We start from the raw sequence: 19,015 nt of genomic DNA, 5'->3' as shown, positions 1-19,015 counted from the left end.
CCTTGATCGCACTGCATTGTTTGCAAAATCTGGAACGCGCGGCGGTCTCCACAACGCGAGAATGAACCACAATAGAAAAAGCCGGGTTTGTCACCCGGCTTTTTGCATATCTCAAAGGCTGCGGATCAGGCGCGACGGCGACGACCGCCACCGCGACCACCACGACCACGGACTTCCTCGCCCTCTTTGACTGGGGCCTTGTTGAACTTGATCCAGTCGCCACCATGCGGGTCGTTGTTGGTCAGCAGGTTGGCAGCACGGATCGCCTCCATCTCCTTGCCCGCACGCGGCTTGGTGGAGCCGAGGCCGAACAGGCTCACAAAGGTCTCGTCATCGATGTCTTCGGGCAGGATGATGCCAGCGGCTGCAACCTGTTCCTTTTTCTCGGCGATCGCCTTCTGGTTCACAGGCAGCGCGACCGGGTTCATGATCGCAGATGTCATGCCCGCGCCCATGGCCATCGGCAGGAAGGCGTTGTTGATGCCGTGACGGTTCGGCAGGCCGAAGGAAACGTTGGACGCCCCGCAGGTGGTGTTCACGCCGAGTTCCTCACGCAGTTTCCGCACCAGGGCAAAGACCTGCTGGCCCGCGGTCGCCATCGCGCCGATCGGCATCACCAACGGGTCAACCACGATGTCATGCGCCGGAATGCCAAAGTCAGCGGCGCGCTGCACGATCTTGCGGGCCACTTCAAAGCGGACTTCGGGATCCTCGGAAATGCCGGTGTCGTCGTTGGAAATGGCCACCACAGGAACATTGTACTTCTTCACCAGCGGCAGCACGTGTTCTAGACGTTCTTCTTCGCCGGTGACGGAGTTCAGCAGCGGACGGCCTTCGGCGGCCTGCAGACCAGCCTCAAGTGCGGCGGGAACAGAGGAGTCGATGCACAGCGGCGTGTCGGTCAGACCTTGCACCAGCTCGATGATCTTGGTCATCAGCGGCGGCTCGGTCTCATTGGGGTTCGGGTTGGAATTGTAGACCACGCCCGCGTTGATATCGAGGATGTTGGCCCCCGCCATCACCTGTGCGAGCGCGTCTTTCTCCACGGTGGAGAAATCGCCTGCTTCCAGCTCCGCAGCCAGCTTCTTGCGGCCGGTGGGATTGATCCGCTCACCGATCACGCAGAACGGCTGGTCAAAGCCCAGAATGGCGGTTTTTGACTTAGATTCTACGACAGTACGGGTCATTGATTATCCTTGCTGTTTGACAGGCTGCGTGGACTCGCCGCCATTGTTGATGGCCCAGGTGGCATTGGTCTTGATGCCACCCAGGGGGAAGAAATGCACATTGGTGATGTTGAAATCCGGGTTCGCCGCCTTGTAGGCCGCAAGTTCGGTCAGCACCTCGGTGGGCTCGTAAGGCAGCATCAGCTTGGTGACATCCATCGCACGTTTCTGCAGCACTTTCAGCGACGGGCCGACGCCACAAGCGATGGCGAATTTGATCAGAGTTTGCAGCTTGGCGGGACCGGCGATGCCGATGTGGATCGGCAGATCGATGCCCGCGTCCTTCAGGCCATTGGCCCAGGCGATGATTGGCTTCGCCTCAAAGGCGAACTGCGTCGCCAGTGCCATCTTGGCATCCGTGCGCTCGGAGAATTTCTGTTTCCAGGACAGCGCTTCGGAGACGTTTTTCATCGAGCCATCGGGGTCGATGTCCTTGTTGCCTTCCGGGTGGCCCGCCACATGCAGATTGGTAAAGCCCGCCTTGTCGAAGAGGCCGGTTTCCAGCAGCTGCATGGAGCTGTCGAAATCACCATGCGGTGTCGCCACGCCGCCCGCCAGCATCAGCGCCTGCTTGACGTCCGCCTCGCCCTGGTAGCGCGCGATCCAGTCGGCCAGAGTGGCTTCGTCCTTGATGATCCGTGCCGGGAAATGCGGCATCACCGGGAAGCCGTCGTCGTTCAGGCGTTTGGCGGTCGCGACCATTTCCTCGATCGGGGTGCCTTCGATATGGGCGATATAGACGCGCGTTCCGGCGGGCAGCAGCTCGCGGAAATCCTCGACCTTCTGTGCGGTGCGCGGCATGACCTCGATCGAATAGTCCTGCAGGAAGCTTTCGACCTGCGGGTTGACGGTGAATTCGGTCTCGGATGCGCGTTTCTTGAAGTTCAGCAAAGCCATGGCGGCCTCCCATAGTGAAGTGAGGGCTGTCATGCCCAGCCGTCGTTCGCGATCAGGTCCTTCAGGCGGTCCTGGTCGTAGTCCTGCTCCAGACGGGCGGCTTCGGCCTCGGCAACATCGCCGGGCTCCCCCTCCACACTGAAAGGTTTGGCCTTGCGCCATTCCGCAAGGTAGGCATCGCTGTCCTTGGCGTTCACCTTCATGGCCGCGCGATCAATGGCCTGCTCGAACCGTTCCTCGAGCTGACGTTTCGCGCCGCGTCGCCCCTTGCCCACGATGACCTGAGCCGGGATGTCGCGCCAATATACGATGGTGACGTCTGGCATTGCCGTTCCTTTCCGATACGCCTGTCGTACCGTGTTTCTAATCCGCCGCAGGTCGCCAGGTACGTCGGATTTCGACAACAAAGGTGGGATCAGCGACCTTTCCACTTCTAAACGAGTTCCATCAGAACACGGAATACCGCTTGGCCGCTTAAAAATTCTCAACAAAATTGTGAACACGCTCGCGCTGCGGTTGCCGTTTTCTTCACGATTTCAACAGCGCGCCGTTTCACAGTCCCTTGCAGAGTTGTCACTGCGAACGTACTGTTGGGCTAACACGATAATCGGAGGGCGTGAATCATGGCGCCCAGGCGTTCCAAAGGTACAGGAGCGTTTCCCAAAGCGGTAGAAACCCCTGTACCAGCCCGGCCGGATCCGGATGCGCTCTATGCGGCGCTGGATCTTGGTACGAATAGCTGCAGGATGCTGATTGCCCAGCCAAAGGGCAGCGGCTTTCATGTGGTCGACAGTTTCTCGAAGTCGGTGCAGCTTGGCTCCGGCCTGGAGAAGACTGGGCGCTTGTCGCGCTCGTCCATGGCGCGCACCATTCAGGCGCTGCGCATCTGTCAGCAGAAAATCTCTCGCAACCGCGTAAAGCGCATGCGCCTTGTCGCGACAGAGGCCTGTCGACGTGCCAAGAACGGGCGCGACTTCATGCGTCAGATCAAACGCGAAACTGGCCTGTCCATGGATATCATCCAGCCCGAGGAAGAAGCGCGTCTGGCAGTGATCTCCTGCGCTCCGCTGGTCTCAACCAAGACCGAACAGCTCTTGGTGGTGGATATCGGCGGTGGCTCGACCGAATTGGTATGGATCGACATTTCCTCCATCGCGCGCCGGGATCGTCCTTCTGCCATCATGCGGTTGCATGCAGGGTTCCACACGTCGGACAGCCCCTTTCCGGCGGCCAAGGTAGTGGACTGGATTTCAGTGCCCCTTGGTGTGGCCACGCTCAGGGATCAATTCAACGATGTAGAAGATGACGCGGCCCGGTTCGCGTTGATGAGCTGGTTTTTCGAGGAAAACCTCGCTGATTTTGCCCCCTACAAGGATGAGCAGGCCCGTGAAGGGTTCCAGATTGTCGGGACCTCAGGCACCGTCACCACGGTCGCAGCCTCGCATCTTGGCCTCAAACGCTATGACCGGACGAAGGTTGACGGGCTGCGCATGACGTCAGATCAGATCGACAAGGTGATCCGCAGCTACCTGGAGCTTGGCCCGCAAGGCCGTCGCCGGGATCCCCGCCTTGGGGAGGACCGGCAGGCGCTGATCATGTCCGGTGCCGCAATCTTGCAGGCGTTGCTGCGCTGCTGGCCGACGGACCGATTGTCGGTTGCAGATCGAGGTTTGCGCGAGGGGCTGCTCTATGCCCAAATGAGCGCCGATGGCGTTCTGGAAGACGGCCCTTTCTGAACGCTTTGTAGCCCCTTGGTCTGTATTGACACTGGCAAAGGCCCCGCACCGTACTTGATCCCCGGCGCGCGAACCGTTATCTGCACCCATCCTTTGGAGGCTGAGTTGATGGCGAAGAAACCGACTGGAAAGAACACGTCTGGCCGCGGGCAGCGCGATCTGACCGTGAAGGTCAAGACTGCGCGCGGACGTAGGCTCAGCTCGACTCGCTGGCTGCAACGGCAATTGAACGACCCTTACGTGAAACGTGCGCAGATCGAAGGCTATCGTGGACGTGCGGCGTTCAAGATCATGGAACTCGACGACAAGTACCGCTTTCTTGTGCCCGGTGCGTTGGTTGTGGACCTTGGCTGTGCCCCCGGTGGCTGGGCGCAGGTGGCGGTGCCCCGCGTGAATGCGCTGGGAGAGAAATCCGGCAAGGCGGTCGGGCGCATCGTCGGCATCGACCTGCAGGAGCTTGAACCCCTTGCGGGCGCAGAATTCCATCAGCTCGATTTCATGGATGAGGGTGCAGACGATCAGGTCAAGGAATGGCTTGGCGGCAAGGCCGATGTGGTCATGTCCGACATGGCCGCCTCCAGCTCTGGTCACAAACAGACGGACCACCTGCGCATCATGTCGCTGTGTGAAACCGCTGCCTATTTCGCCTTTGACGTATTGACCGAGGGCGGCACCTTTGTGGCGAAGGTTCTGGCCGGTGGTGCCGAAGGAGACTTGCAAAAGCTTCTGAAGCAGAAGTTCAAGGCGGTCGCGAACGTAAAACCCCCCTCATCGCGCGCAGACAGCTCTGAGAAATTTGTCGTCGCTACCGGATTTCGGGGCTGACCTCAGCGCGGCATGAATCGAAAGCCCGGCTTACGCAAAGAGCGGATCGCCTGATCTTTCAAGCTGTTGATTGCCTGTGTTTCGGATTTGGACGCCCGCTGGGACGACGTTTCATTGCGCAGCGCCTGCCCCGCCGGGCAGGCAGAGAGCCGCGCCAGCTTCAGCAGCTTCTGCCGGCCCTGTTCTGATGATGTCTTTTTCATAACCACGCCCCGTTTCAATCGCACCACCAAGGCATGATGGCGAACCGCGACGCAGCCGTGGTCGAAATGGGGCGAAACCGGCGTGCTTGCGGACAATTGTTACGGAGTTGGCGTCATCCCTTGTCGGCGTATCGGTCGGTTTGCAGAACGCCATTGATCTCCGCGCCAAGGATCAGGATCGCGGCATTCAGGTAGAGGAAGATCAGCGCGGCCATCGCCCCGGCCAAGCCGGCATAGGTGGCAGAGTAGCTGGCGAAGCTGGACACATAGAGCGCAAATCCCGCGCCTGCTCCCCACCACAGGAGCAACGTGAAAACCGCTCCGGGCATGATATGAAGCAACGACGCGCGGCGTGGCAGCAAGACGAGGTGATAAAGAAACACCGCCGCAACCGGCACCACGGCAACCACCAACCCGTTGGTGCCATTCTCCCAGCCGCGAAGAAAGTCGAGATCGGGAAAGAACCGTGCCACAAAACGGGCACCCAGCGGCAGGAACAGCTCGAACACTGCCGCGAGCAGCAGCCCTGCCCCGCCCATGACAACCAGCCCCAGCGAAATCAGCCGGTGTTTCCAGAACGGCCGCGTCTCATCCTGACCATAGGCACGCAGCAACGATACCCTGATCGCATCGACACCATTCGAGGCAAAGTAGAGCGCAAATACCCCGCCGAGCGTCATCAAGCCGGTGCCGGAGGTTTCCAACACCGCATAGACCTCGCGCGTGATTGGCTCTGCCACGGATGGTGGCCAGCTGCCAAAGACGAGATCCACGACGTCCCCGACGACCACTCTATGCGAAAACAGACTGGCGATCGCACCGCTGAGGGCGACTGTGAACAGGACAAAGGGGAACAGTGCCATCATCATCGACATGGCAATATGGCTGCTCAAGACCCAGGCGTTCTTGTTGTTGAACCGCGCCACCGCGCGGCGCAGGATCTTAAAGGCCTGCATAGATCGCCGTCCTGCTGCCATGTTGAACTCCTGAGCGTTGAATTGAGAAGAGACTTATGTGTGGCTTCGAAAGGGACTGTCTGGCCGTCCAGGTCGCATGACGGCGACCAGAAACGCGGTGCTTATGCCAAACGCCAACATCCCGGTCATGGCGGCGAAAGAGGCAAAGATCCGATGCTCAGCATCAAGCACAATGTCGCCGTAGCCAAGCGTTGTGTAGGTGGCGATGGAGAAATAAACGGCAGCGTTCCATGTTTCGAATGTCTGCGCCTTCAGGATCAGAGCCGCCGACCAGATCCAGATCTGTGCCGTGTGCGCCCCAACCACAAACCCGATGGAAATGAGTAGCGTGACAAGCTGCTGCATGTTGCCGCGTCGCTGACCGAAACGCGCCTTGTGGCGGCGCAGGGTATCTCCACACCACAACAGCATGATGGTTTCGAGAACCAGACAAAGGCCAAGGAACAAGCTGCCCCAAAAAATCTGCTGGATCAATGTCATGACAGGGTATTCACTTTCCGCTCGGTCCAGAGGCGTATGCGTTGTCGCAACTTAGAAATTGGGGCTTGAACATGCAACGTCTGCATTACATCCATAAGACAAGATCTTGGTTCAAGGGGCGTCCTCATGCTTTTGTCGGTTGACGGTCTGACCCGGTGTTATCCGGGACAGAACAGGAATGTCCTGCGCGGCGCGTCCTTTGATCTGGCGCGTGGAGAGAGTGTGGCCCTCACCGGAGACAGCGGATCTGGCAAGAGCACGCTGCTGCACATGCTGGCCGCATTGGATCGGCCGGACGGCGGACGCATCATGTTTGATGGCAATGACATCGCCGGTCTGACCGACAAGGCCGCCTCGGACCTGAGACGACGGCGGATCGCCTTGGTCTTCCAGCAGTTCAATCTGGTCCCTGCCCTCACCGTCGCGGAAAATCTGGCGCTACATGCCCGTCTGGGCAAACGCTACGATCCCGATTGGACCAAAGAGCTTAGTGATCGTCTTGGACTGTCGGATCTCGCGGATCGCTACCCGGAGCAGATTTCCGGCGGTCAGCAGCAAAGGGTGGCGATCGGACGCGCGCTGGCGGTCCGCCCGGATCTGTTGCTGGCGGATGAGCCGAGCGGGAACCTCGATGAAACCGCCAGTGCCGAGGTGCTGCGGCTGATGCTGGAGCTGGTCTCGGAGGCAGGAAGCGCGCTGTTTCTCGTCACGCATTCGCATGACATCGCAGCGCGATGCGCGCGACACCTTCATCTGAGCGGTGGCCGCGTTGAGGCGGCAGCCGGATGAACGTGACCCTGCACAGTTTCCTGCGCCATTGGCAGCGTGCGCCGTTTCAACTGGTGTTGCTGCTGGCCGGGCTGGCGCTGGCGACTGCGCTTTGGTCCGCGGTCCAGGCGATAAATACGGAAGCGCGTGCCTCCTACGCACGCGCAGTTGACGAACTCGGCGCCAGAGACCTGCCGGTGTTGACCGCGCCTGAGGCGACGATCTCACTGGATCACTATGTGCGGCTGCGGCGTGCCGGTTGGCAAGTGAGCCCGGTTCTGGAAGGCCAATGGCAAAGCGGGTCAGAGGCTGTGACAGTGCTGGGGGTCGATCCGCTGAGCTACCCCGGAGCGCCTGAAATGTCGCGCGCCGCCGAAGACAACGATCTGGACCTGCTCGCACTTCTGCGTCCGCCCGGTGTGCTGTTCGCGCATCCAGAGACCCTGCCCGATCTCGACGGACCCTATCATCTGCTGCCAATGGAACAGCTGCCACCGGGCGTTGTGCTGACCGACATTTCCCTGGCAGAACGTCTGCTGGACGATGTAGGGCGCCTCTCTCGCATTGTGATTTTGCCGGATCAACCGGCAAGCCTGCCGCCGCTCGATCAGATCGTGCCCGAATTGCAGCAAAATGCCGCTTCCGACAGTGCCATGGCAGACCCGGAACGCCTGACGCGCAGCTTTCACCTGAACCTAACTGCTTTTGGTCTGCTGTCGTTTTGCGTGGGCCTGTTCATCGTTCAGGGCAGCGTCACCCTCAGCGTAGAGCAGCGACGCGGCAGCATTCGCACATTACGGTGCCTTGGGGTATCGGCGGCCACGTTGATGCAGGCGCTTTTTCTGGAATTGATCCTCCTTGCGCTGCTGGCGGGGGCCGTCGGTCTGGTGATCGGCTACGGGCTTGCGGCGCTGTTGTTGCCGGACGTCAGCGCCACGCTGCGTGGTCTATACGGCGCGCCGGTCGAGGGCAGCCTGACGCTGCGCCTGTCTTGGGTTCTGTCCGGCCTGGCGATGGCTGTACTCGGCACCTGTATCGCCAGCTTGCAGGCCTTCATCGCGCTGCGCCGGATGACACGCAATTTGTCCGACGCCGCGGTGACGCGTAGCGCGGGGCGGACATATGCCATGTGCGGGGCGGCCTCTGTTTTGCTGATCGCCACAGGCTGGGCTGCGCTCAATCTGGTGCAGGGCCTGTTGGGTGGCTTCATGTTCCTTGCGGGACTGATGCTGGGTGCGGCTTTGCCGTTGTCGCTGGTTTTCTATGGCTTGAGCAGCGGCCTCTTGCGCCTGACACGCGCCCCATTGCTGCGCTGGATGGTGGCAGACAGTCGCCTGCAGCTGCCGGGTCTGTCGCTGTCGCTGATGGCGCTGCTGCTCGCGGTTGCCACCAACATCGGGGTCGGCACGATGGTGTCCAGTTTCAGACTGACGTTTGTCGAATGGATCGATCAAAGGCTGGCGGCCGAGATATATGTGCAGGTTGAAACACCTAAGCAAGCAGAGCGGGTTCTGAACTGGGCAGATCGCAATGGTGCAAGGGCGTTGCCACAATTTCGCAGTGACAGCCGGACGGCAACGGCTCCACTGCGGATTTACGGCGTCGTGGATGATCCCCTCTATCGAGACAATTGGCCAATGGTGCGCGGGGATGGGAATTCCTGGCACCGCGTCTATGAGCAGGGCCAAGTGCTGATCAATGAACAACTCGCCCACCGAGAGGCGCTGCGCATCGGTGATGAGGTGGCGCTCACCCCAACATGGACCGCCAGAATTGCCGGGATCTATTCCGACTACGGCAACCCGGACGGACAAGCCACTGTCGCCCTTGCCACTCTGCAAGACAGGGCCAGCCAGATCGCGGTCACGCAGATCGGGCTGGTCTCTCCACCCGGCGTCAGCCTAGGCGCGCTTGCAGGTTCCCTGCGGCGCGACCTCAACCTGCCCGCCCGTGCGGTGGTGGAGAAGAATACGGTGCGGTCGGCCTCCATCGGTATTTTTGACCGGACCTTCGTGGTGACCGGCGCGCTGAATATCCTGACACTGGCTGTTGCGGGGTTTGCAATGTTGACCAGCTTCCTCAGCCAATGGAACCGGCGGCTACCGCAGCTCGCGCCGGTCTGGGCGATGGGCGTCACACGCCGCCAGTTGGCGCAATTCGAACTGCTGCGCAGCCTGAGCTTTGCCGTGCTGACATTCCTGCTCGCCCTCCCGCTTGGTCTGTTTCTGGCATGGGTGCTGCTCAATATCATCAATCTGGAGGCCTTTGGATGGCGCTTGCCGATGTTCCTGTTTCCATCCGACTGGGGGCGGCTGTTTCTGCTCACCGGCGTGGCGGCCGCGCTTGCCGCATTGGTGCCGGTCGTCAGGTTGCTACGGCTGTCCCCTGCCACTTTGCTGGGAGTATTTGCCGGTGACAGATAGATCCAATCTGCTGCGCACGCTCGTCGCGCTTTTGTCCCTGCCAACCCTCGCTGTGGCGCAGGGCTATGCCAATCTTGGCAGTGAGGCCGAGGGGTTTGCCGTGCCCAGCCCAAATGGCACTTTGTCCTTTCCAGCGGATCATGCGGCGCACCCGGACTACCGTATCGAATGGTGGTATCTGACGTCGAACCTGCGCACCAATTCTGGCGAGGATCTGGGCATCCAGTGGACCTTGTTTCGCTCCGCACTTGCGCCCGAGAACACAGCGGGCTGGCAAAGCCCGCAGGTCTGGATGGGGCACGCTGCGGTGACAACCGAAGACGATCATCTCTTTGCCGAGCGGATCGCACGCGGGGGCATTGGTCAGGCGGGTGCACGCACGGCCCCCTTTTCTGCCTGGATCGACGATTGGGAAATGTCCTCGACAGACGCAACATTGGATCGCCTCCGGCTGAAGGCGCGTGCGGATGCATTCTCTTACGATCTGCAACTCAACGCGCACGGCCCGCTGGTCCTGCATGGTGAGCAAGGGTATTCGGTGAAATCAGCGGATGGTCAGGCCAGCTTCTACTATGCTCAGCCTGCCTATTCCGTGACCGGAACCGTGACGCTGCCGGACGGTCCGGTCGAGGTAACCGGGGATGCCTGGCTGGACCGCGAATGGTCGAGCCAGCCGCTGGCCCCTGATCAGGATGGCTGGGATTGGTTTTCCCTGCGTTTTGATGACGATACGAAACTCATGGGATTTGTCTTGCGCGGCGCACGTGCGGATTTCACCTCCGGCACCTGGATTTCAGCAGAGGGCGAAGCAGAGCCATTGGCGCCCGGCCAGTTTGCGGCGGTACCGCAGCGGTGGTCGGATGTGGGCGGGCGTGACATCCCGACAGCATGGCGTGTCTCCCTGCCCGCCCGCGACCTGTCTGTCACGGTAGAGGCGCTCAACCCGCAAGCCTGGATGGGGACGACGTTTTCCTATTGGGAAGGACCTGTGCGGGTCACCGGCAGCCATAATGGGACCGGTTATCTCGAAATGACCGGCTACGATGACTAGTTCCGCGGCAGCAGTTCCTCGGCACGGTAGTAGGCGCGCGCGGCTCTGTGATGTGGTGCAGCCTGGTACTCCCCCACCATTGCCGGGGCCTTTAGCTGATAGAACGCGGGATGGGCACGGCGCAGCATGTCCAGCTCGGAAAATACCGACCGGACCAGTTCATGCACGACCTTCAGACGTTTTTGCCGCGTGGTGACCAACGTCGCCGCAAAGCCGAACGATTTTACCGGCAGCGGATTTCCACGATAGAGATTTGCGGGAATTTGCGTGAAGTTGAAAAACTTGTTCCCGGCAATCACCGCACGAATCTCCGGCTCGTCCAATGGAATCAGCACGGAATCACAAGCCGTCGTCGCCTCCTCGACAGAAGCGGACGGATGACCAACGGCAAATACCATTGCATCAAATTCACCCGCGCACAGACCGGCGGATTGCTGTGCGGCAGAAAGCTCATAAACTTCGGAAAAACTATCGAAGGTCCAGCCGAGTGAATTCATCAAAGCCAGCATTGTCGCCCGCTGACCGGACCCGGGATTGCCGATATTGACCCGCATTCCACGCAAATCGGAAAAGGTGCTGATCCCCGCATCCGCGCGCGCTACAACGGTGAATATTTCCTCGTGCATGGAAAATACCGCGCGCATGTCGGAAAATGGAAGGCCACGCCACAGCGACGGCGTCCCCTCATAGGCCAAGGCCTGCCAGTCCGATTGCACGATCGCAAAATCCACGCGCCCATCCCGCAAGGCCTGTAGATTGGCGACCGAGCCATTGCTCACCTCGGCGGTGCACCGAATGCCATGGCGTGGGCGATCCTTGTTGAGTTGACGGCAAATCGCTGTTCCCAAAGGATAATACAGCCCCGAAACAGACCCGGTTCCAATCGTGATGTAATCCTCGGCATGCGCATGTTGCGGGGTGCTTCCAGCAGTCGCGATGACCATTGCCGCCAGCAGCGCCGTCGCCTTGCCGATCACATTCATGCCGTCCCCCACCCCGATCTTCGCGCGCAAACTTTCAAATGTGTCAAATTCTGTCAATGCTATTGGTGCGCCATGTTTAATTCGCCCCGCCAGTGTGCGCCTTCACTCCAGCACTGACGCGACGCGATGTTAGCGCCCGTCATAAAAGCGTTAATGAAGACTTGTAGCTGAGCACTCGTATCTCCGGAATCAACTCCGGCGCCGCATTCGAGCCAAAACGCTCGCACGTGCGCCATTGGCTGAACCGGCGAAAACGAGTGCGATGCTGCAACATTCTCTTTTCTGGAATGCTGCCAGCTTCTCGATGTTTGAACACCAAAACAAGCTCCGCTCACGGGGCACAGACTTGGAGATGTCGATGACATTTTGGAAAATTGCAGCGATGAATGCCGCTGTTGCCATCTCGGCCACCGCGGCCTTCGCCGAAACCGAAATCACGCTCTGGCACGCAATGGGCGGCCAGCTGGGCGAGACGGTCAACCAGATCGCCGAGGATTTCAACGCGTCTCAGGATGACTACCAGATCACGCCTGTGTTCAAAGGCTCTTATGAAGAGACCCTGACCGCAGGTATCGCCGCCTTCCGCGCCGGTGAACAGCCCAACATCATGCAGGTATTCGATGCCGGCGCCGCAACCGTGATCGGTGCCAAGGGCGCGACCATCCCGGTGCAGGATCTGCTGACCGACAATGGCGTCGACTTCGACATCAACGACTATATCTCCGGCGTGCGCTACTTCTACGCCGACAGCGATGGCAAGATGATCGGCATGCCGTTCAACTCCTCCTCGCCGATCATGTATTTCAACGTTGATGCGCTGGAAAAAGCTGGCGTCTCCGCACCAAAAACCTGGGAAGAGTTCCAGACCGTGACCGCGCCTGCCCTGAAGGACGCAGGCTACATCGCGCTGTCGCAGTCGCATCTGCCTTGGATCTTTACCGAGAACTTCCATAGCCGTCACAACCTGCCGTTTGCCACCAACAACAACGGCTATGACGGCGCCGAAGACACCAAGATCTTGGTCAACAATGACGCCATCAAGGCCCATTTCACCGCTCTGACCGAGTGGAAGGAAAATGGCCTGTTTGAATGGTATGGCACTGGCTGGGGCGACAACCAGCAGCCCTTCGAGGACGGTGATGTCGCAATCTGGCTCGGCTCTTCCGGCTCCTTCGGCGGGTTGATGTCCAAGGATCTCGGCTTTGAGTTCTCCGCCACCGTGCTGCCCTATTGGGAAGGTGTGACCAGCGAGCCGAAGCAGACCTTCATCGGTGGCGCGTCGCTGTTTGCAATGTCCGGTCATGACGCCGAAGAAAACGAAGCTGCGGCAGAGTTCTTCAAGTATCTGACCTCCCCCGAGGTTCAGTATTTCTGGCACCAGGAAACCGGCTATGTGCCGATCACCGAAGCCGCCTATGAGTTGGCCAAGGAAGACGGCCACTATGACCGTTTCCCGGCTGCCGAAGTCGGCATCCAGCAGCTGTCCCTGCCCGGTGGCGACAACACCAAAGGCTACCGCATGGGCTTTTACGTGCAGATCCGTGACGTGATGAACCGCGAATACGGCCGCATCCTGTCCGGTGAAACCTCGGTCGAAGACGCCTTCAGCAACATCGAGAACGAGGCCAACGACCTGCTGGCCCGCTTCGCCAAGACCCAAGGCTAAGCACTCTCCAACCTTCGGGGCAATCCACGTTGATCGCGTGGATTGCCCTCATTCTTTTTGCCCATGGAATACCCCTCATGAAACGTGCCGGATTTACCACTGTCTGGCTGCCCGTTGCGCTGCTGCTGCCTCAGTTGATGATCATCGCGATCTTCTTCTATTGGCCGGCTGCCTGGGCGGTTCAGTCATCTTTCTACCTTCAGGATCCCTTCGGGTTCGGATCCACCTTCGTGGGGGTCGAGAACTACACCGACCTGATGACCAATATCGAATACGCCAAGGTGGCGCGCTTCACTCTCATTTACACAGCGCTTGTCACATTCTTCTCTCTGGCGCTGGCGTTGCTGCTGGCGGTGAAGGCGGATGCGGTCATCAAGGGCGCGAAATCCTATCGCACGCTGCTGATGTGGGTCTATGCCATCGCGCCGCCGGTCGCCGGTTTTCTCGGGCTGATGTTCTTCGACCAACGCAACGGCCCGCTGACCGAGATGTTCCAGTTCTTCGGCTGGGACTTCCGCCTGGGTGCGGATTACAACTCCACCGCCACCGCCATGGTGATCGTTGCGGTGTGGAAGCAGATCCCGGTCAATTTCATCTTCTTCCTCTCCGGCCTGCAGTCGATTCCCAAATCGGTGCGCGAGGCGGCCCTGATCGACAACCGCTCTGCCTCCGGTCGGTTCTGGGATGTGACCTTTCCGCTGCTCGCGCCGACCGCCTTCTTCCTGCTGATCATCAACATCACCTATGCGCTCTTTGACACCTTCGGCATCATCGACACGCTGGTGCGGTCCGAGCCCGGCAACAACCCGGTGACACTGGTCTACAAGGTCTTTGTCGATGGGTTCCGCGGCAATGATCTGGGCGGCTCTTCCGCGCAATCGGTGATCCTGATGATCCTCGTTCTGGCGCTCACCGTGTTCCAGTTCCGGCTTATCGAACGCCGGATCCATTATACCTGAGAGGGAGACGAAAATGGCTGACATGACCCACACCGGCGCCCTCTCCCCGACGGCCCCACGCCCCCGCAAGCCCATCAAGCTGCGCCATATCGTAGATCACGCGGTGCTGATCGCAGGCGCGCTGTTCATGGTCTTTCCGGTTGCTCTGGTGCTGATGACCACCAGTTTCGAAGACGTTGATATCGTCAAGAACGGCCTTCAGGTCGGCCTTGAGGGCAAGATGCTGGAGAACTTCGAGGCGGCAATGTTCGAAGCCTCCGGTTTCAGCAAATCGATTACCGGCACTAAGATGCTGATCAATTCGTTGATCCTTGGCTTCGGCTTTGCCATTGGCAAGATCGCGATCTCGATGATGGCCGCCTATGCGATCGTCTACTTTCGCCTGCGGTTTGCGACCTTTGCCTTCTGGATCATCTTCACCACGCTGCTGCTGCCGTTGGAGGTGCGTATTCTGCCCTCATATGAGGCGATCCAGAGCCTCGGGCTCGCCAATACCTACACCGGGCTGATTGTTCCGCTGATCGCCTCGGCCACCGGCACCTTCTTCTTTCGCCAGTTCTTCCGCTCAATCCCCGAAGAATTGGTAGAGGCCGCCCGTATCGATGGCGCGGGGCCAGTGAAATTCTTCATCGATATTCTGGTGCCTCTGAGCAAGACCATGATCGCGGCGATCTTCATCATCATGTTTGTCTATGGCTGGAACCAGTACCTTTGGCCCACCCTGATCACCACGGATGAAAGCATGTTCACCCTGGTGCGCGGCATCAAACAGATCGTGCAGGTCCTGGGCCAGACAGGCGCAATGATCCCTGAATACGGCAAGGCGCTGGCGCTGTCTTTGATCGCAATGATCCCGCCCGTAGCCATCGTCATCTTCTTCCAGAGCTGGTTCGTCAAGGGCCTGACGGAATCCGATAAATAAGGAATGAAACCAATGGCACAGGTCACCCTGAAGCAAGTTCGCAAAACCTATCCCAACGGCCATCAGGCTGTTCACCCCTGCTCTATCGAAATCCCTGACGGTGAACTTGTCGTCCTTGTCGGGCCCTCCGGCTGTGGCAAGTCCACGCTGCTGCGCATGATTGCCGGTTTGGAGGATATCACCGATGGGGAGCTGATGATCGGCGCCAATGTGGTGAACGACAAGGACCCCGCGGATCGCAACATCGCCATGGTGTTCCAGAACTACGCGCTCTATCCGCATATGTCCGTGGCAAAAAACATGGGCTACGGGCTGAAGAACCGCGGCGCCTCCAAGACAGAAATCGATGCAAAAGTGCAGGAGGCCGCACGTATTCTGAACCTCGGCGAGTATCTGGAGCGCCGTCCGAGCCAGCTTTCAGGTGGTCAGCGTCAGCGTGTTGCCATGGGCCGTGCCATCGTGCGGGATCCGGAGCTGTTCCTGTTTGATGAACCACTGTCAAATCTCGATGCGAAACTGCGCAACCAGATGCGGATTGAGATCCGGGCGTTGCAGCAGCGCCTCGGGGTGACCTCGGTCTACGTGACCCACGATCAGGTCGAGGCGATGACCATGGCCGACCGTATCATCGTCCTGAATGCCGGCCGGGTCGAACAGGTTGGAACCCCGACCGAGATCTACGAACAGCCCGCTTCGACCTTTGTGGCAGGCTTCATGGGCGCGCCGCCGATGAACCTGATGACCGCGCAGATCGCGGCAGGCCGACTGCAGCTCAATGAGGAAACCGTGCTGCCGCTCGACCCGCCGGCCATAGCGCTGGAGACTGTCCTGGTTGGCTACCGCCCCGAGGATGTTCGCCTTGGCGGTGATGGGTCCGTTGTGCTGCAAGTCGAGATTGTCGAGGAACTGGGCGCTCATCGCCTGCTGCATGGCACATTGGGCGGGCAGCCCTTCTCGCTCAGCGTAGGCAAGGATGAGCAGGCCGCAACAGGCCCGCAGCCCATCACTCTGCCGCGGGATCGTGTGCATTTTTTCCACCCAGAGCGCGGCAGCCGTATCTGAGATCGATGACCTAAAAGGCATGGGCCGGATATGACACTCCGGCCCATTTGTTGTGCTATCCAAGAGTATTCGAAGACGGGCCATCGGGGCTGCGCGTCGAATTCAACCGCGACAGCCATCAGGCCGAGGTGCCTGTGGCGGCAATTGAGCAACGTTGGCCCGAGCATCAATATAACAACCAACAATGCGATAATCGCAACTTTAGAGAGTCAGATGATTGCGATATACGATATAAGGAAAGAAGACGTGATATCGCATAAGAGGGCTCATGGACGAGATAAACAGAAAATGGATTCGAGAGCGCCTAACGGGAGAACGCGGTGAGCAGGCAAGAATGTCGAGTGTCACAGGCATTTCTACCGATAAACTTGCCAAGATTCTCAACGGCACACGGCGGGTTCAGGCAGATGAAGCGCCAAAGCTGTTCAAGTATTTTCAGGCTCAGGGGGTGAAGTTCGAAGAAGATCGACGCCGATCACTCCTGGACATATGGTCTCAATTAAGACCGGAAGAGCAGGATTTTTTGATAAGATCTGCAAAAGGCCTTCTCTCTCAAAGTCCGGGCGCTCATCCTCCAGAAGAATAAAAACAAAGACCGCAGCGCTCAGCTCAGAAGTCAGTTGTTTTTCAATGACATCGTTCTGTGTCGTTTTGCAGTCATGCATCCTGTACAAAGTCCAAAAGATCTAGCAACACGCTTCAGTGCCAGATGACTGTGTTGACACCGCGCGACATCGTCAACTACAACTCAAAATTGTTGAAGATATTCAAGGGCTGTGGATGCTGACAGAGGGGCTGGTCGCCAAATGGCGACAACTTATCGCCGAAGATCCAAGGTCGATCGCCGAAATTTGCAGAGCGATCAACAAGGATCGTTCCTGGTACAACACGCTGAAGCCCGGACGAGACCCCGGCGCCTTCACCGTGATGGCCTTGGCGAGAGAACTCCGCGTTCCGATCCACGAGCTGCTCGAAGAGGAAGGGGCGATTTCCCTGTCATCGGACTCCTGTTACTCCGAACAGGTAAACCAGCAAGCATCCAAGGTTCTATCAGATGTTTTTCGCGTGGCTCACAATCGGTTACAAAAATATGGACACGAAGCCACCGCTGCATCAAATTCGACTTTGCCGCTTCTCTTGCAGTGGTGGCACGATCAAAGAGGCTGCCTGATTGGTCACGATATGCTGGCCGACCGCTTTGATATCATCAAAGCACCGGAGACCGGAGATAAAATCGTAACACCTGCGAAAGTCGGCGCCCGGAGCCTTGCCGCGCAGATGCTGGGAACAGACTCCGCTGACGCGCTCCTCCAACTCGTCAGAACCTTTGATCGAGAGTCGCAAGAGCGGTTGATTTCTAGCTATCGGGAAGTCTCTGACAGCGGACGCCCCGCCCTCTCGGCGCCAATCTCGGCTCGGATAACGACACCTCATGACGCCAAATCAATACATGTAGAATATTTTCGACTGCAACTACCTGTGGTTGCACCGAGCGGGGACAAATTTGTACTGTCATACTGCTTTCCCGTCTGAGCTTAAGTGGCGGGCGACCTTAGATCTTCGGGTGAGGCAGAATAGAAAGCTGCCGCGTCGAATAGGTCCTGACGGGAGATTGCAACAAGATATTCCTGACTGCTGCGCCGCTCAACGCATTTTGTCCAAGTTTGCGGCCCCACATATTGCCGCGTAAATCCGTATCGACTGGCCTTGCCCCTCATAACATCTTGTTGGCGCACAAACCCATAGATCCAGTCGGAGCGCCATTTCAGGTATGACAGGGCGAACAAATAGTGGAACACCAAGCGCCAATCCACCACGCCTTTTCGCCAGCCTTCTGCCAGGAACAGCTCGCCCAGGTAAACGACCCTTCCCCGAATTTCTCGACTTGCAGCCCCAGAAAACCCCGAGACAGGTGATGTTTCTCCGTTCGTGTACATTCTGGAATACGTTTCCTGCCAGTGCTTTGCGAGCGCATCCTCACCCAGATCCAAACACCGCGCGGCGACGCCTCCGATCTCCTGTCCGTCCACCTCGAACATGATCGCAAAGCTATCAACAGGGCTCATGTCATGCCATTTCGGAGACATCATCGGGTGGTTTGGTGGCTTCCCAAGAGCCGCCATTCTACGTTCGAAATCAATAATTGACGGAACTGGCAACAATTCAACTGAGCTTGCAGACAGGCCCGCAAGGCAGTTATGTGATAGCGTTAATAGATTGTGCTCTTGCAATATACACCTCAGGCATTTTGTGTTTCTTTCTGCTCGCCTTACGCAAGCATCAATCATGAACACCGTTCCATATCGCAACTTAAAAACTATCCCTACCCCCTGAGCGGCGGCGTTTATCGGGACTAAAATTGCGATTACAGCAATACCTAGACGATCAAATGTTGCGATTTTCGCAGATAAAAATGCAGCGGAAAACACATCGTGCCTGAGCGCGCACACTCCCACTGTCGGCGGAGCCCCTCGCTCCAGACCGGAGAGATGCCAAAGCGGCAGACTGGGGCGTCATAGATCAACCGTGGGAGCAGGCTGCGGCACGCGCGCGAGGTTTGAGCAGAATGCGTGAACAAAGCGGATAAACACACGAGGAGCCAAAAAGGCTAACTTTACGCGTCATTTTCACGGAGAACCTTGAAAAATCAAGGTGGTACCCAAGGCCGGACTCGAACCGGCACGACCGTTAAGTCGGGGGATTTTGAATCCCCTGCGTCTACCATTCCGCCACTTGGGCATGTGACGTTTCCTATCGCCACTTTTTATTGAGGTCCAGAGGCAAATTTGATCGTAGCGCCATAAATCTGATGGTTTTCTCACATGTCGCAAACTGTT

General features: G+C 58.6%; 19 protein-coding genes and 1 tRNA gene. 11 read left to right on the top strand and 9 right to left on the bottom strand.

Annotation, left to right across the window (positions count from 1 at the left end):
* Positions 1-125: 125 nt before the first annotated feature.
* Genes CLV89_RS10600 through CLV89_RS10590 form a run of 3 tightly spaced genes read right to left on the bottom strand, consistent with a single transcriptional unit; the run spans position 126 to position 2,449 of the window.
* Positions 126-1,187 carry a methyltetrahydrofolate cobalamin methyltransferase gene (locus CLV89_RS10600; RefSeq protein WP_106163631.1) on the bottom strand — a complete coding sequence of 354 codons (1,062 nt, stop codon included), beginning with the start codon at positions 1,185-1,187 and terminating at the stop codon, positions 126-128.
* Between the two features lie 3 nt (positions 1,188-1,190).
* Positions 1,191-2,123 (bottom strand): methylenetetrahydrofolate reductase, encoded by a 933-nt coding sequence (locus tag CLV89_RS10595; RefSeq protein ID WP_106163630.1) that lies wholly within the window; start codon positions 2,121-2,123, stop codon positions 1,191-1,193.
* Between the two features lie 29 nt (positions 2,124-2,152).
* Positions 2,153-2,449, bottom strand: coding sequence for a virulence factor (locus tag CLV89_RS10590; protein WP_106163629.1), 297 nt, complete (start codon positions 2,447-2,449; stop codon positions 2,153-2,155).
* 297 nt (positions 2,450-2,746) lie between these two features.
* Between CLV89_RS10590 and CLV89_RS10585 the strand changes: the two genes are divergently transcribed.
* Both CLV89_RS10585 and CLV89_RS10580 read left to right on the top strand, forming a co-directional pair.
* On the top strand, positions 2,747-3,859 hold the full coding sequence (locus CLV89_RS10585; RefSeq protein WP_106163628.1) for a Ppx/GppA phosphatase family protein: 1,113 nt from the start codon (positions 2,747-2,749) through the stop codon (positions 3,857-3,859).
* Positions 3,860-3,967: 108 nt separating this feature from the next.
* Positions 3,968-4,684 (top strand): RlmE family RNA methyltransferase, encoded by a 717-nt coding sequence (locus CLV89_RS10580; RefSeq protein WP_106163627.1) that lies wholly within the window; start codon positions 3,968-3,970, stop codon positions 4,682-4,684.
* A 2-nt stretch (positions 4,685-4,686) separates the two neighbouring features.
* On the opposite strand, the gene CLV89_RS10575 is transcribed toward CLV89_RS10580, so the two are convergent.
* From CLV89_RS10575 to CLV89_RS10565, 3 genes are all read right to left on the bottom strand, one after another.
* Positions 4,687-4,887 carry a hypothetical protein gene (locus CLV89_RS10575; protein ID WP_106163626.1) on the bottom strand — a complete coding sequence of 67 codons (201 nt, stop codon included), beginning with the start codon at positions 4,885-4,887 and terminating at the stop codon, positions 4,687-4,689.
* A gap of 113 nt (positions 4,888-5,000) precedes the next feature.
* Entirely contained in the window at positions 5,001-5,864 is an 864-nt protein-coding gene (locus CLV89_RS10570; protein ID WP_106163625.1) for a YihY/virulence factor BrkB family protein, read from the bottom strand.
* Positions 5,865-5,897: 33 nt separating this feature from the next.
* Positions 5,898-6,344, bottom strand: a complete 447-nt coding sequence (locus CLV89_RS10565) for a potassium channel family protein (protein WP_106163624.1) — start codon at positions 6,342-6,344, stop codon at positions 5,898-5,900.
* Positions 6,345-6,470: 126 nt separating this feature from the next.
* Between CLV89_RS10565 and CLV89_RS10560 the strand changes: the two genes are divergently transcribed.
* Genes CLV89_RS10560 through CLV89_RS10550 form a run of 3 tightly spaced genes read left to right on the top strand, consistent with a single transcriptional unit; the run spans position 6,471 to position 10,586 of the window.
* Positions 6,471-7,133, top strand: a complete 663-nt coding sequence (locus tag CLV89_RS10560) for an ABC transporter ATP-binding protein (protein WP_106163623.1) — start codon at positions 6,471-6,473, stop codon at positions 7,131-7,133.
* Complete coding sequence (locus tag CLV89_RS10555) at positions 7,130-9,535, top strand: FtsX-like permease family protein (protein ID WP_106163622.1); 2,406 nt, start codon at positions 7,130-7,132, stop codon at positions 9,533-9,535. The genes CLV89_RS10560 and CLV89_RS10555 overlap by 4 nt, the downstream gene beginning before the upstream one ends.
* On the top strand, positions 9,525-10,586 hold the full coding sequence (locus CLV89_RS10550) for a lipocalin-like domain-containing protein (RefSeq protein WP_243394984.1): 1,062 nt from the start codon (positions 9,525-9,527) through the stop codon (positions 10,584-10,586). Before CLV89_RS10555 ends, CLV89_RS10550 begins: the two co-directional genes overlap by 11 nt.
* On the opposite strand, the gene CLV89_RS10545 is transcribed toward CLV89_RS10550, so the two are convergent.
* The gene (locus CLV89_RS10545; protein ID WP_106163736.1) at positions 10,583-11,569 is read right to left on the bottom strand and encodes a TAXI family TRAP transporter solute-binding subunit; all 987 of its coding nucleotides are present in this window, start codon (positions 11,567-11,569) and stop codon (positions 10,583-10,585) included. The two genes, CLV89_RS10550 and CLV89_RS10545, sit on opposite strands and share 4 nt — an antisense overlap.
* A 358-nt stretch (positions 11,570-11,927) precedes the next feature.
* Here CLV89_RS10545 and CLV89_RS10540 point away from each other — a divergent pair, with 358 nt between their 5' ends.
* From CLV89_RS10540 to CLV89_RS10515, 6 genes are all read left to right on the top strand, one after another.
* Positions 11,928-13,235: an extracellular solute-binding protein gene (locus tag CLV89_RS10540; RefSeq protein ID WP_106163735.1), complete on the top strand. Its 1,308-nt coding sequence runs from the start codon at positions 11,928-11,930 to the stop codon at positions 13,233-13,235.
* Positions 13,236-13,312: 77 nt separating this feature from the next.
* Positions 13,313-14,194 carry an ABC transporter permease subunit gene (locus tag CLV89_RS10535; protein ID WP_106163621.1) on the top strand — a complete coding sequence of 294 codons (882 nt, stop codon included), beginning with the start codon at positions 13,313-13,315 and terminating at the stop codon, positions 14,192-14,194.
* A 13-nt stretch (positions 14,195-14,207) separates the two neighbouring features.
* Positions 14,208-15,116 carry an ABC transporter permease subunit gene (locus CLV89_RS10530; RefSeq protein ID WP_106163620.1) on the top strand — a complete coding sequence of 303 codons (909 nt, stop codon included), beginning with the start codon at positions 14,208-14,210 and terminating at the stop codon, positions 15,114-15,116.
* A 12-nt stretch (positions 15,117-15,128) separates the two neighbouring features.
* A complete protein-coding gene (ugpC, locus tag CLV89_RS10525; protein ID WP_106163619.1) occupies positions 15,129-16,178 on the top strand; it encodes a sn-glycerol-3-phosphate ABC transporter ATP-binding protein UgpC in 1,050 nt (349 codons plus the stop codon).
* Between the two features lie 268 nt (positions 16,179-16,446).
* A complete protein-coding gene (locus CLV89_RS10520) occupies positions 16,447-16,764 on the top strand; it encodes a hypothetical protein (RefSeq protein ID WP_106163618.1) in 318 nt (105 codons plus the stop codon).
* A 116-nt stretch (positions 16,765-16,880) separates the two neighbouring features.
* The gene (locus CLV89_RS10515) at positions 16,881-17,711 is read left to right on the top strand and encodes a hypothetical protein (protein WP_133166716.1); all 831 of its coding nucleotides are present in this window, start codon (positions 16,881-16,883) and stop codon (positions 17,709-17,711) included.
* Between the two features lie 2 nt (positions 17,712-17,713).
* Here the strand turns inward: CLV89_RS10515 and CLV89_RS10510 are convergent, their stop codons facing one another.
* Together CLV89_RS10510 and CLV89_RS10505 are read right to left on the bottom strand one after the other, a co-directional pair.
* Positions 17,714-18,466 (bottom strand): hypothetical protein, encoded by a 753-nt coding sequence (locus CLV89_RS10510; RefSeq protein ID WP_207796912.1) that lies wholly within the window; start codon positions 18,464-18,466, stop codon positions 17,714-17,716.
* Between the two features lie 365 nt (positions 18,467-18,831).
* Positions 18,832-18,917, bottom strand: a tRNA-Leu gene (locus CLV89_RS10505).
* Positions 18,918-19,015: the final 98 nt, after the last annotated feature.

This window comes from Tritonibacter scottomollicae, from assembly GCF_003003215.1.
Classification (GTDB): domain Bacteria; phylum Pseudomonadota; class Alphaproteobacteria; order Rhodobacterales; family Rhodobacteraceae; genus Epibacterium; species Epibacterium scottomollicae.
The sequence above is the reverse complement of the archived record's forward strand: the minus strand, read 5'-3'. Positions and strand labels throughout refer to the sequence as shown.

Bases quoted from the DNA above. Each gene is read 5' to 3' on its own strand.
- CLV89_RS10600 (WP_106163631.1), bottom strand. From the start codon at position 1,187: ATGACCCGTACTGTCGTAGAATCTAAGTCAAAAACCGCCATTCTGGGC.
- CLV89_RS10595 (WP_106163630.1), bottom strand. From the start codon at position 2,123: ATGGCTTTGCTGAACTTCAAGAAACGCGCATCCGAGACCGAATTCACC.
- CLV89_RS10590 (WP_106163629.1), bottom strand. From the start codon at position 2,449: ATGCCAGACGTCACCATCGTATATTGGCGCGACATCCCGGCTCAGGTC.
- CLV89_RS10585 (WP_106163628.1), top strand. From the start codon at position 2,747: ATGGCGCCCAGGCGTTCCAAAGGTACAGGAGCGTTTCCCAAAGCGGTA.
- CLV89_RS10580 (WP_106163627.1), top strand. From the start codon at position 3,968: ATGGCGAAGAAACCGACTGGAAAGAACACGTCTGGCCGCGGGCAGCGC.
- CLV89_RS10575 (WP_106163626.1), bottom strand. From the start codon at position 4,887: ATGAAAAAGACATCATCAGAACAGGGCCGGCAGAAGCTGCTGAAGCTG.
- CLV89_RS10570 (WP_106163625.1), bottom strand. From the start codon at position 5,864: ATGGCAGCAGGACGGCGATCTATGCAGGCCTTTAAGATCCTGCGCCGC.
- CLV89_RS10565 (WP_106163624.1), bottom strand. From the start codon at position 6,344: ATGACATTGATCCAGCAGATTTTTTGGGGCAGCTTGTTCCTTGGCCTT.
- CLV89_RS10560 (WP_106163623.1), top strand. From the start codon at position 6,471: ATGCTTTTGTCGGTTGACGGTCTGACCCGGTGTTATCCGGGACAGAAC.
- CLV89_RS10555 (WP_106163622.1), top strand. From the start codon at position 7,130: ATGAACGTGACCCTGCACAGTTTCCTGCGCCATTGGCAGCGTGCGCCG.
- CLV89_RS10545 (WP_106163736.1), bottom strand. From the start codon at position 11,569: ATGAATGTGATCGGCAAGGCGACGGCGCTGCTGGCGGCAATGGTCATC.
- CLV89_RS10540 (WP_106163735.1), top strand. From the start codon at position 11,928: ATGACATTTTGGAAAATTGCAGCGATGAATGCCGCTGTTGCCATCTCG.
- CLV89_RS10535 (WP_106163621.1), top strand. From the start codon at position 13,313: ATGAAACGTGCCGGATTTACCACTGTCTGGCTGCCCGTTGCGCTGCTG.
- CLV89_RS10530 (WP_106163620.1), top strand. From the start codon at position 14,208: ATGGCTGACATGACCCACACCGGCGCCCTCTCCCCGACGGCCCCACGC.
- ugpC (WP_106163619.1), top strand. From the start codon at position 15,129: ATGGCACAGGTCACCCTGAAGCAAGTTCGCAAAACCTATCCCAACGGC.
- CLV89_RS10520 (WP_106163618.1), top strand. From the start codon at position 16,447: ATGGACGAGATAAACAGAAAATGGATTCGAGAGCGCCTAACGGGAGAA.
- CLV89_RS10510 (WP_207796912.1), bottom strand. From the start codon at position 18,466: ATGATTGATGCTTGCGTAAGGCGAGCAGAAAGAAACACAAAATGCCTG.